General features: G+C 40.7%; 9 protein-coding genes, 1 tRNA gene and 1 riboswitch. Of the genes, 3 read left to right on the top strand and 7 right to left on the bottom strand.

Annotated features, from left to right (window positions below; translation table 11 throughout):
- Positions 1-60: 60 nt before the first annotated feature.
- The 3 genes from trmL to queG all read right to left on the bottom strand — a co-directional run bounded on the left by trmL (position 61) and on the right by queG (position 3,038).
- A complete protein-coding gene (gene trmL, locus OTG27_RS06145) occupies positions 61-549 on the bottom strand; it encodes a tRNA (uridine(34)/cytosine(34)/5-carboxymethylaminomethyluridine(34)-2'-O)-methyltransferase TrmL (RefSeq protein ID WP_034315177.1) in 489 nt (162 codons plus the stop codon).
- A 67-nt stretch (positions 550-616) separates the two neighbouring features.
- Positions 617-1,474, bottom strand: a complete 858-nt coding sequence (locus tag OTG27_RS06140; RefSeq protein ID WP_268936513.1) for an amidase domain-containing protein — start codon at positions 1,472-1,474, stop codon at positions 617-619.
- Positions 1,475-1,898: 424 nt separating this feature from the next.
- On the bottom strand, positions 1,899-3,038 hold the full coding sequence (gene queG, locus OTG27_RS06135; protein WP_268936512.1) for a tRNA epoxyqueuosine(34) reductase QueG: 1,140 nt from the start codon (positions 3,036-3,038) through the stop codon (positions 1,899-1,901).
- A gap of 105 nt (positions 3,039-3,143) precedes the next feature.
- Here queG and OTG27_RS06130 point away from each other — a divergent pair, with 105 nt between their 5' ends.
- The gene (locus tag OTG27_RS06130; protein WP_268936511.1) at positions 3,144-3,812 is read left to right on the top strand and encodes a B3/B4 domain-containing protein; all 669 of its coding nucleotides are present in this window, start codon (positions 3,144-3,146) and stop codon (positions 3,810-3,812) included.
- A 1,537-nt stretch (positions 3,813-5,349) separates the two neighbouring features.
- Here OTG27_RS06130 and OTG27_RS06125 read toward each other — a convergent pair.
- From OTG27_RS06125 to mgtE, 4 genes are all read right to left on the bottom strand, one after another.
- A tRNA-Gly gene (locus tag OTG27_RS06125) sits at positions 5,350-5,423 on the bottom strand.
- 191 nt (positions 5,424-5,614) lie between these two features.
- Positions 5,615-6,028 (bottom strand): YbjN domain-containing protein, encoded by a 414-nt coding sequence (locus tag OTG27_RS06120; RefSeq protein WP_057275616.1) that lies wholly within the window; start codon positions 6,026-6,028, stop codon positions 5,615-5,617.
- A gap of 436 nt (positions 6,029-6,464) precedes the next feature.
- Positions 6,465-7,493, bottom strand: coding sequence for an NADP-dependent oxidoreductase (locus tag OTG27_RS06115; RefSeq protein ID WP_268936510.1), 1,029 nt, complete (start codon positions 7,491-7,493; stop codon positions 6,465-6,467).
- Between the two features lie 312 nt (positions 7,494-7,805).
- A complete protein-coding gene (gene mgtE / locus OTG27_RS06110) occupies positions 7,806-9,164 on the bottom strand; it encodes a magnesium transporter (protein WP_268936509.1) in 1,359 nt (452 codons plus the stop codon).
- Between the two features lie 268 nt (positions 9,165-9,432).
- Positions 9,433-9,598: riboswitch (M-box (ykoK) riboswitch) on the bottom strand.
- A gap of 333 nt (positions 9,599-9,931) precedes the next feature.
- Between mgtE and OTG27_RS06105 the strand changes: the two genes are divergently transcribed.
- Positions 9,932-11,254, top strand: a complete 1,323-nt coding sequence (locus OTG27_RS06105; RefSeq protein WP_268936508.1) for an alpha/beta hydrolase family protein — start codon at positions 9,932-9,934, stop codon at positions 11,252-11,254.
- An 82-nt stretch (positions 11,255-11,336) separates the two neighbouring features.
- On the top strand, positions 11,337-12,083 hold the full coding sequence (locus OTG27_RS06100) for a 4'-phosphopantetheinyl transferase family protein (RefSeq protein ID WP_268936507.1): 747 nt from the start codon (positions 11,337-11,339) through the stop codon (positions 12,081-12,083).
- Positions 12,084-12,173: the final 90 nt, after the last annotated feature.

Below are 12,173 nucleotides of genomic sequence, written 5' to 3'. Positions count from 1 at the left end.
GAATATGTAAAGTATCCATCATCGGGGCTAAAATGCCCCCGATGACAGTATTGATGAAACTTAACCTTTTGTTTTTAAATCCAATTCACGGTAATTTTGCTGTCTAAGTGCTTCATAAACCAAGATGGCTGCCGTATTCGACAGATTAAGGGAACGTACTTTATCCGTCATTGGAATCCGCAGGCACCGATCCATATTTTCTTGGATCAGATCTTTCGGGAGACCCGTCGTTTCACGGCCAAAAATGAAGAATATCTCACTTTCTTGATCACTGTAATCGAAGCTGGAATGCGGCTGCTCCCCAAATTTCGTCAAGTAATAAAATTCGCCGCCGGCGTTTCTTTCAAAAAACTCTTCTAACGAATCATAATAATGGATCTTTACATTCTCCCAGTAATCGAGCCCGGCCCGTTTGAGCTGTTTGTCATCCGTCGAGAAACCGAGCGGGCGAATGAGATGTAAAGACGTATCCGTCCCTGCACATGTTCTTGCGATATTTCCTGTATTTGCTGGAATCTGTGGTTGATATAAAACTACATGTATTGACACTTCATTTTCACCTCTAGTTTGAACTTCACCTTAATTATAGCATTAAACAAAAAAGACTAAAAACCTATCACCCTCCATCCAAAATCACAAAGAATTTATAAACGATGTTCGGTGTATATCTGGTTGAATCCTCATACGTCCAATATCGGTGACGGCTGTTCATCGTATGTGCATTCACAAGCGGCATCCCGTCCTGATCCTTCGCCGTTACAATCAAGTTATGGTCAAACCGTCCGTCCCCTTCGAAATCTATGCAGAGGATATCGCCCAAATTCAATTCCTTGGCCGACTCCACCTGCTTTGTCCTGATGGCATTCCCGGCTTTAAGCAGATGATATAAAGAATGAGCTGTCGTCCATGTATAACTCCAGCTTTTCCCCCTTATCCACCAGCCCTTATTTTTATTTGGCGCCCCCCACATCGGTATTCCCCCTGCATGTAAACATTGTGAAATGAAATTCGTACAATCATCAGTGAATTTATGATAAGCCGGATTGAATTCATTCCACCAACGCTCGGCATATTGAACGGCCTTCATTCGATCATACCTATATGCGAGACGATCTGCGCCTGGATCACATTTTGGCGGTGCCTCTTCGGTTTCAAAGCTGGGAATCAACTCATTTTCATCCACTATATACCCATTTCGAAACCGTGCCTCCCTTTCTTCCATTTCTTCTTCTATATAAAATGAATCTTCCTGTTTTAATAAATATTGCAGATGGACATGATAGGTCAGGACTGTATCCCTGTCTTCCTTTCTCTTCGAATGTACCTTGCCTGCCGCATTCACCCGAACAATTTCGGCGGCGCGGTTCCTCAACATTTTCTTCTTCAAATGTAACTTCCTTTCACCCCGTTCCAGATCATCTGTAGTATAAAACTCCACTCTTTCTTGTAAAAGGCGTTGCAATTGTTCCCTCAAGTTCATGCCCTCCTTCTTACCATCTATGCTAATGTGTATGTACGAGGGCATGGACAAAAACACAACTTCATAAATGTGGGAGTTTCAATCCTTAACCATAATGAAACTTTTTATAAAGATTTTCCTTGAAGGAACCGGAATATCTTAAGCAAAGGCTGTTTTCACATACTTTGTTGCTATTTACCAAGTAGTGCGGTGTGGTTGATTTCCCCTCCAGATGCTCGCTTTCCTTGGTGCGGGCGGTGAGCATCCTCGGCGTAAACGCCTGTGGGGTCTCACCTGTCCCGCTGCTCCCGCAGGAGTCTCGCACTTCCGCTCCAATCAACCTTAAATAGTTTCGTTTTAAAAACAACCAATCTTTACGAAAAGAGCCTAAGCAAAAAAGCCGCCCCGTTATATTTACGAGGCGGCTGCATTTTAAATATTATTTTGTTTCCAAGGTAAACTGCAGTCCTTTCTCAATTTCCGCCAATACCTCTTCATCCTTTTCCTTCATTCGTGCTTCTTCCAATGCGGAAACAGCCTGCTCCCGGCCAATTTTCCCAACTGCCCAGGCTGCCGTCCCCCTGATGACAGGTCGCGGATCATTCTTCATGACCTGTATCAATAGAGGCAATGCCGTTTCATCTTTGAAATGGGCCAATGCTAAAATGGCATTTCGTTGGATTGGTTTTTTACCGCGCCAAGAGCCAGATACATGGCCGTATGTCTCTTTGAAGTCCCGATTTGAAATCGTAAGCAGGGGTTTTAACAGCGGTTTCGCCAGCTCGGGATCGGGTTCCATTTCTTCATGAAAATGAAAATCCATTCCTTTGTTTTTCGGACAAACGGTCTGGCATGTATCACATCCATACAAACGATTGCCTATTTTCGTCCTAAACTCATCCGGAAGGAAACCTTTTGTCTGTGTCAAGAACGCAATGCAACGCTTGGAATTTAGCTGCCCGCCCTGAACGAGCGCTCCAGTCGGGCAAACATCGACACATTTATTGCATGTCCCGCATTGATCTTCCATCGGTTGATCCGGTTCAAACGGCAGGTTGGTGATCATATCTCCCAAGTATACATAAGACCCGAACTCCGGTGTGATGATCATGCTGTTTTTTGCACTCCAGCCAATACCTGCACGCTCAGCCACTGCCCTATCTGATAACTCACCCGTATCAACCATGGACTTCATCATTGCCCCGGACACTTTATCTTTAATGAAATTCTCAAGTAACTGCAATTTATTACGAAGAACGGTATGATAATCTGTTCCCCAAGACGCCCGGCAAAAGATCCCGCGGCGTTCACTTTTTGTACTTTGCGGAGCATCCTTCAATTTCGAAGGATAAGCAAGCGCAATCGAAATGATGGATTGCGGTTTATCGAATATCAATTCAGGCCTTACCCTTTTTTCTATATCGGCTTCTTCAAACCCTGACTGGTAATCCAGTTCCTGTTGACGTATCAGCCGACCTTTCAGTTCGGTGAAAGCCGTAGCCGAAGTAAAGCCGATTTTATCGATGCCGATTTCCTTACTATATAAAATCACTTCTTGCTTGAATGAGTTCATATCCATATTAATCACCTACGTTCATTCAGTATTCCCATTGAAGCTTGAATCCATTTCAAACCATTGCTATCTATGATAAACTAATTGCAATCATTTTTGGAGGTGAAACGGTTGGAAATTACCGTATCAGCTAATCTTAGCAGTAAAATCCCTGAATTCAAAGTCGGGGTCATTACATATGAAAACATCGAAGTCGGTCCCTCCCCGCAAATGGTGAAAGGAAGACTTCAACTATTTCAGGAAGCTCTTTTCTTCGACCTTGAAGAAAAGGAATTGACCGACTTTTCCGGCATTAAAGTGTGGCGGGAAATTTTCAAGGCTACAGGAACAAACCCATCACGGTATCGTCCCTCCGCGGAAGCCCTATACCGCCGCGTGAAAAAACAGAATTACTTGACGCCCATCCATTCGGCCATCGATTTGAATAACTTCTTCTCATTGTTATATGAAGTTCCGATCGGCATTTATGATGCTGAAAAATTAACGGGAGACATCTCGATCAAGATTGGCGAGGGGGCAGATGGGTATGACGGTTTGAACGGCCGCTTCAATTCCATGGAAAATATGATTACCTCAGCCGATCATGCTGGCGCATTCGGAAGTCCCTACGTTGATTCAGAACGCACGAAAGTCACTAAGGAAACGAAAAAAGCCATCCAAATCATTTATTTACAACCCAATACTTCAACCACGGAAGCAAATCAGCTAACGAAATCCTTGATGGATATGTTCCTTGAAATCCACGGTGGTGAAGGGACTTACTCGATTATGGAAGGATAATTACGGAAATAAACCCTTTCCACAATCGGAAGGGGTTTTTTCATTATTGTTCCACTTAATAAAACCAGTTAACAGATCGATCCATACCTTAAAATTTTCTTTTCAGTCGATTCCAGAAATCCGCTCCCTTTCCGCCGACTGTCTGCCAAGCCTCCTCGACGTAAACGTCTCCGGGGTCTCGGCTAGCCAGTTACTCGGCAGGAGTGTCACATATTTCTTCCATCCTTTAAGGATTAATGTAAAAAACCTCAAGGATCACATCGTCTTAACTTGGTTCGGGATGTCCAGCCTACGGTTTTTTCTTAATATTTCATTCCAGTCGATTCCAGAAATCCGCTCCCTTTCCGCCGACTGTCTGCCAAGCCTCCTCGAGTTAACGTCTCCGGGGTCTTGGCTAGCCAGTTACTCGGCAGGAGTGTCGCATATTTCTTCCATCTTTTTAGGATTAATGTAAAAAACCTCAAGGATCACCTCGTCTTAAACTTGGTTCGGGATGTCCAGCCTACGGATTTTTACTTAATATTTCATTCCAGTCGATTCCAGAAATCCGCTCCCTTTTCACCGACTGTCTGCCAAGCCTCCTTGACGTAAACACCTCCGGGGTCTCGGCTAGCCAGTTACTCGGCAGGAGTGTCACATATTTCTTCCATCCAATTAAGGAGTACTGGAAAAAAACTCAAGGATCACCTCGTCTTAAACTTGGTTCGGGATGTCCAGCCTACGGATTTTTCTTAATATTTCATTCCAGTCGATCCCAGAAATCCGCTCCCTTTCCACCGACTGTCTGCCAAGTCTCCTCGACGTAAACGTCTCCGGGATCTCGGCTAGCCAGTTACTCGGCAGGAGTGTCACATATTTCTTCCATCCAATTAAGGAGTACTGGAAAAAAATACGAAAGATAAATTAGTCTTAAACATGGTTCGTGATGAAACCGGCCTGCAGTTTTTTCTTTTAAAACACAAAGTTGATTGGAACGTAAGGTACGAGACTCCTGCGGGAAAAGCGTGGCATGTGAGACCCCGCAGGCGCGCCGAGGAGGCTCCCGCCCGCCCGCGGAAAGCGAGTGCCTGTAGTGGAAATCAACGATCAGATTTGCTAACCCTCAAAAACACTTTCCGTTTTACCCCAGAAACCCGCTCCCTTCCCTCCGACTGTCTGCGAAGCCTCATCAAAGCAAACGTCTCCGAGGTCCCGGCAGCCGATTTGCAATGGTTACTTTCTGCCTTTCGATTGATAATCATCGATGCTACATAAGCCTGGTACGCCTTTCTCTTCCCCTTTAACAAAAAAAGCACAAACCTATTCAAACTGATTCTACTAACGTAGTTAATCATATTGACTAAGTTTGTGCTGCATCGAAATCCCCACACTCCCGGATGAAGGATGAATGGTATGACTACTGTATTACCGCTTCGATGAAATGCAGGGAATTTGGACAATAAAAAAATCCCACTGTAAACAGTAGAATTCTTGTAATAATATTTAAACGCAAAGCTTCGTTCTCCAGGTAACGAAACCCTACGTTATGAGTATGTATTGGAGCGGGTGAAGGGAATCGAACCCTCATCATCAGCTTGGAAGGCTGAGGTTTTACCACTAAACTACACCCGCATATTCTTGTAGAAGTTTGTCGAATTACCAATCAACAAAATTAATTATATAGTTTAATGTGAAAAAATGCAATAGGTTTTTTAAAAAAAATTAATAATTAGCGTATTGTAACGTTAATATATTCATTCACTCTAGTAAGTATGTTAAAAAGTCCTCTGATTCAGAGAACTTTTTTCATCCTATATGATGATTTAAGACCAAATGACTTCCATTAAACGCGGATAAACTTCCTGTGCCGTTTCAAGCAGCATGATTAACTTCCTGAACGCCAGATCCGGTACGATATCCCCCTCAATGGAGTATGAATAACGAATCGAAATGGTCCCATTTTCTTCATACAGCTTGGAATACCTGAAATTAGCATTAAATTCATTCAACAGTGTATGTACATCCTGTTTCTTTTCGGGGTTCTTCAACTCGGCGACATTAAAGCAAAATAAGTCCGCCACATTTTCATCTTGATTGAAAGCAAATACTAAAAGGACCTTCCACCCGTCCTTTAACTTTTGCTCGGCTCTAAAAAAGGTGGTGCCATCTTCATTCAACTCATTCATATAGATTTTCTCACTAGTTAAAAAATCACGAAATTTAGCAACGTTTGACATGGTTCATCACCTTTCTGTTTATAAGTCCATTTTATAATGAAAACAAGCATTTTTACAGACTTTTCTATTATCCTGCCAATTTCCTCCTTTTAACAGGGGCGACCTTAAAAGGAAGGGAGTCATATATGAACTCCCTTCCTGGATTGATTATCCAGTTGCTTCTCCGCAAAACTGAAGTGCTACTTGCAGGTCCAAAATTACCTGGCGGTTTTTTGAGTATCCTTCCATGTCAGGAACTTCTTTATTCGTAAGTAGTCGACCTTTATCTGCCGCTATCGATGGCTTATCCTTCAAATGGTTTAAGAGATACCACTAATATATTTTACTTGAAAGGAAAACGGCCTTTTCCCGATTGAATATCGAAAAAAGGCCGCTTTTGTTATAGCTGCTTAAAAATCACATCGAAGAACCTTCCTCAGCTATATTTCCATGAAACTTATAGTTGAGCGAATTCGGGTTCCGCAACTTTTACAAGCTGTTTTCCGAGGTTCGTTCCTTTAAACAGACCTAAAAATGCATCCGGTGTGTTTTCGAACCCTTCAATAATCGTTTCTTCATACTTCAGCTTTCCTTCTTGAAGCCACTTACCTAATTCCGTAGCACCCTCCTGGAATCTAGCAGCATAATTTCCAACTGTGAAACCTTTCATTAGTGCACTGGTTTTGATCATTGCCGATTGCAGACGCGGTCCTAGATCTTTTCCTTCCGCGTTATATGAGGAAATCGCCCCACATAATGGAATTCGGGCATTCGCATTCAAAAGTGTAAAAACAGCATCGGACACCTCGCCGCCCACATTATCGAAATAAACATCGACTCCATCAGGAACAGCATTGGCTAAATCTGTCGCAAAACTATCACTTTTATAATTTACGGCTCCATCAAACCCGAGCTCTTTCGTTAAGTACTCAAGTTTTTCATCCGAACCAGCGATGCCAACAACCTTCGCACCTTTAATCTTAGCAATTTGTCCGACTACTGAACCAACTGCTCCAGCTGCTCCTGAAACGACTACCGTTTCACCTTCTTGAGGTTTACCAATATCAAGCAAACCAAAATAAGCAGTTAAACCGGTCATTCCAAGAATCCCCAAATGAGTTGTGACCGGAGCCACCTTGGGATCAATCACACGGATTTCCTTTTCAGTGACAACTGTGTATTCTGCCCAGTCAATATTCCCAACAACGACATCCCCTTGTTTGAAGGAATTCGATTTCGACTCAACAACTTCAGCAACAACGCCCCCCGTGATGACCTTATTCAATTCAAATGGAGCTATATATGATTTGGTATCTTGCATTCTGCCACGCATGTATGGATCGACAGATAAATATAGTGTACGTACTAAAATCTCATTCTCCTTCGGTGTGGGAACTTCACTCTCAACAAAGTTAAAATCCCCTTTCGAAGGCATACCTTTCGGACGATTTGCCAGGGTGATTATTTGTTGTTTGTTTTGTGTCATCATTGTTCCTCCTTGGTTTGAATACGTAATTTCGAAAAGAAGCGTATCACTGATGAAGTTCATAGGTCAAAGAATATGATTGGCTATTGCTTCCATAACACTATTTATGTATCCTTTCCTGAAAACCTCAAACTTGCTACAGCCTATTATGTCCCATGTTTTTCATTTTAATAAACGTTTCGCTCACCAGAAAAATTTAACGGCCTTTCCCCGATTGGATACCGGGAAAAGGCCGTAGCTTGAAATACTCTTTTTTTATTTTCCGTTACAGGGCTACTGCCCCATCTTCTTATGAACTAATTCATGGATAGTCTACATCAATTTTGAAATGAACATCGTTGCAATTCCAAAGTAAATTAGTAACGAGAGTATATCATTCAGTGTTGTAATCAGCGGACCAGACGCAACTGCGGGATCGATGTTGAATTTATATAAGATCAAAGGAATAATGGTCCCAGCTAAAGTCCCGATAATCAGGGTCATCACCAATGAACTTCCAACCACTAATCCCAAAACGGGATTTCCCTGCCAAACATAAGCTATGATGGAAATTAATATTCCGCAGGTGATGCCTATTATCAAGCCAACTTTCAGTTCCCGTATAATGAGCCTGATCACGACTCCTTTATCCGTATCACTAGTGATTAGGCCTCTTACAACAACAGCTAAAGATTGAGTGCCTGTATTTCCAGTCATCCCTGCGATCATCGGCATAAAGAAGGCAAGTGCAACAACTTTGGACAAGGTTTCTTCAAAACCGCTTATAATGGTTCCGGACACTAATCCGATGAATAAAAGTAAAATAAGCCAGGGCAGCCGACGATATGCGGCCACATGCGCCTTCGTGTCAAAGTCTATAGCTTTACCGGATGCCGATAATTTTTCAATATCTTCATTCGCTTCCTTAATGACAACATCAATAATATCATCGACGGTTACAATTCCTAATAACTCATTATTTTTTTCAACTACTGGAATTGCTAAAAAATCATACCGCTCGATAACACGAGCCACCTCTTCTTGGTCTTCATCTGCAGATACGGAGATAACCCGGCTGTACATAATATCTTGAATTTTTTCAGATTCATCATTTATTATTAAATCCCGATATGAGACAACACCTACTAATTTTTTATCATTATCTATTACATAAAGATAGTTGATCGTTTCCGAAAACTCCGCAAAGATTTTCAGTTTTTCAACTGATTCACGGACCGAATAATGTTGGGGGATCCATACAAAACGGTTTGTCATGATTCTCCCTGCCGTTTCAGGGGGATAATTCATGATATTTTGAACGATTTTTGATTCTTCTTGTTTCATGCCAGAAAGAAGTTCTTCGATTTTTCCAGGGGATAGGTCCTCTAACAATGAAGCTAGATCATCATTATCCATTAAATCCATTACATGACCGGATTTTTCTATTCCCAATTTACTAAGGATTTTTAATTGATGGACTTTCTCAACTTCTTGAATCAGTTCAGCGATTTGTTCTGAATCGAGTAACAACAAGAAGCGTGTATGATGTTTTTCTGGGAGCCCCTCAAAAATACGCGCAATGTCATATGGTTGGAGTTCATCCAATATCGCTTGAAATTCTTTCTTTTTTCCTTCTTTTAATACCTTTATGATCTGTAAAGTCATTTGATCTTCCGTCAGGACTTTTATCATCTTATCTCTCACTCCTTTTTAGGGGAGCCAAAAAATATTTCCCTTAAATATTAAAAGTAAAAAAAATATTATTATTCCCCTTCCAAAATCTTGTTTCCATTCACGAGTATATCGTCGTGAATAGTTATCCAAATCCCTCACCTCCAGGAAAAAAACAAAAACACCTCCATTACAAATGAAGGTGTTAAATACGGTATATATGCGTACATTGTCTGGATGACAAATACAAACAGCCGTATATGACTGAATGACAAATACAAGCATAAATCCAGCTCCTCCATTCGTAGAGCTTTAGCACTGTGTGGCATAGGACAAAGCCAGCTACATTAAAAACCACCTTATGTCGATGGTTTCTGTTGACCCATTGGCGTCTTTCGACATTTTTGGGCAGTAGCGTATCTCCTACACAGGAGCCTCACCTAACGAGGATATTTAATTTACACATCCACTCTAAAAGAGTTTCATTTAGATGTCAATGGTTAATTCAAATAATTCTAATTTTGACCTGATATCCATCCCCAAAAAAGTTACCTGAAAAAAACACCGACTTTTGCTCTCCCGGTTATTATGCCTGATTGAATGTCCCTTCGATATTTTTTAAGAATTCCTCTTAACAGCCACAATTGCCACCCTATTTAAAAGGATACAACGGAGAAATACATGCAACTACAAGGGAAAATATTGGAATTACATATTGAAACTTATTTATAATGAAGACGGATATCCAATGACTGAGTCTAATTATTTTAAGAAAGGAACCGGCTCAAATGAAAAAAATTTTGTCGATTATATGTATTATCGTAAGTGCTGCTTTATTAATGGCTGGTTGCAGAACCAAGGACGAGGTACAGGTGGAAGAGAAATCGAAGGAAGTGAGCTCATTGAATGCTATTGAAGGCAGATGGGAAGGAGATATTAAGATCCCAAATCAACCGCTTCCAATCATTGTTCATTTTACGAAGAAAGATGGAACGATAAGTATTCCTGTACAAGGGTTGAATGAATTCCCCTTAACAAGGGTAATGTTAAGTGAATCAGACTTGTTTTTTGATATGAAAATCCAAAACCAGCAAATTACGTTTGATGGGAAAGTAAATCAGGATAAGATTTCAGGAACATTCGTTCAAAAAGGGCAAGCCTTCCCCTTTCAATTGCTCAAGAAATCCAATCAGGCAGTTGAAGAAAAAGAATCAGGTGAAATCGTGCAGGCCGACTTAAAGAACGGAACCATTAAAGGCCTTTTAGAAACACCAAAACATGAAGGGCCTTTTCCTGTGATGATTATAATTGCGGGTTCCGGGCCGACCGATAAAGATGGTAACACCATTGCAAATCCCGGAAAAAATAATAGTTTGAAAATGTTAGCCGAAAGTCTTGCTGAAAAAGGGAGTGCAAGCATCCGGTATGATAAGCGCGGAATTGGTGAAAATATGCAATTGGCAGGAAAAGAAGAGGACCTGAGATTTGAACAGTATATTGATGATGCAGCTGCCTGGGTCCAATTTGCCAAAAAGGATGGCCGTTTTTCCAAAGTCGGCATCATCGGCCATAGCGAAGGCTCGTTAATTGGAATGGCAGCCGCAAAGAAAACAGAAACAGACATATTCATTTCATTGGCGGGTGCAGGTGAACCTATTGACCAAGTTCTCATCAAACAGCTTGAAGAGCAGCTTGCACCGGCGTTATTAACGGAATCCAAAGATATTCTGGAAAAGCTAAAACAAGGAAAACAAGTCGAGACTGTCAGTGCTGATCTGCAAAGTGTATTCCGCCCCTCTGTTCAGCCTTACATGATTTCTTGGATTCAATATAACCCGCTAGAATCAGTAAAGGAACTGAATATTCCTGTTCTAATCGTAAACGGCAATAGAGACATTCAAGTGCCGGCAACTAATGCAAAAGCTTTACATGAGGAAAAAGGCGATTCAGAATTACTTATAATCGAAAAGATGAATCATGTATTGAAAGAAGCCCCTGCAGATCGAGCAGGAAATTTAGCAACCTATACAAATCCTGAACTACCATTATCCTCTGGATTGGTGAGTGGAATCATTGAATTTTTAAACAAAAATGACATCACCAGAAATTGAGAATTGTGTCTCCCCCGGGTTTGCAAAGATCACTCAAATGATTCTCGTGCCTACAATATTAAGGTAAATAAGGAGATCAAAATTGAAGATTATCGCTTTAAAATTACCAAATGATTTGAATGAAAATACTTATGAAGAAATGCTCAATTTGTGTTCTCGACAAAGACAATTGAACATACACAAATTACAAAAGATAAAGGATAAATACCGTTCTTTATTTGGGGAGCTATTAGCTAAGTGGTGCATAAGTGACAGTTTAAAAGATCCATTTCAAAATATCCAATTTGTCTTAGGTGAAAATGGGAAACCCCATCTAGCAGGAGGAAGAATTCACTTTAATATTTCCCATTCAGGTGATTGGGTTGTTGTTGGCATTCATAATGATTCCATAGGCGTTGATATAGAAGAGGTCAAAGATTTCAACATCTATGAAATTGCCAAAAGTACTTTTAGCAGTGAAGAACTAATGTATTTAATTAAATCACCCAAAGCTAATCAAATCGAAATTTTCTTTAAAATGTGGACGCTGAAGGAAAGCTGGTTAAAATGTATAGGTTCAGGTTTTTTGGTTCCTCCAAATACTTTTTCAATCTTGAATAGAAGGAATCGTTATAGTTTAGAAATACCACCTGAGGAATTTTCAAAAATAAAATCACTAGGTTTAAAAATTGGAAATACGTATGACTATCGTTTTAAGTTGTATCATCTTGGACCTGGGTATCCCATAAGTGTTTGTATTAATAACGGAAATGAAAATCATTTCGAATTCCCTGATAATATCGATATTATAGAATTGAATAGTTTAATGAATGGGTTGAAAGCACTTTGAATAACTTTGAATAACTTTATATTACTATATAGAAGTTTTAAAGCGTCGTTCATGATTTTCCCTGAAGCTGAGAAATGAGGCACTTTATCA

The sequence above is a fragment of the Peribacillus sp. AS_2 genome (assembly GCF_026891895.1).
GTDB lineage: Bacteria > Bacillota > Bacilli > Bacillales > DSM-1321 > Peribacillus > Peribacillus frigoritolerans.
This window is presented reverse-complemented; position numbering and strand designations above follow the sequence as displayed.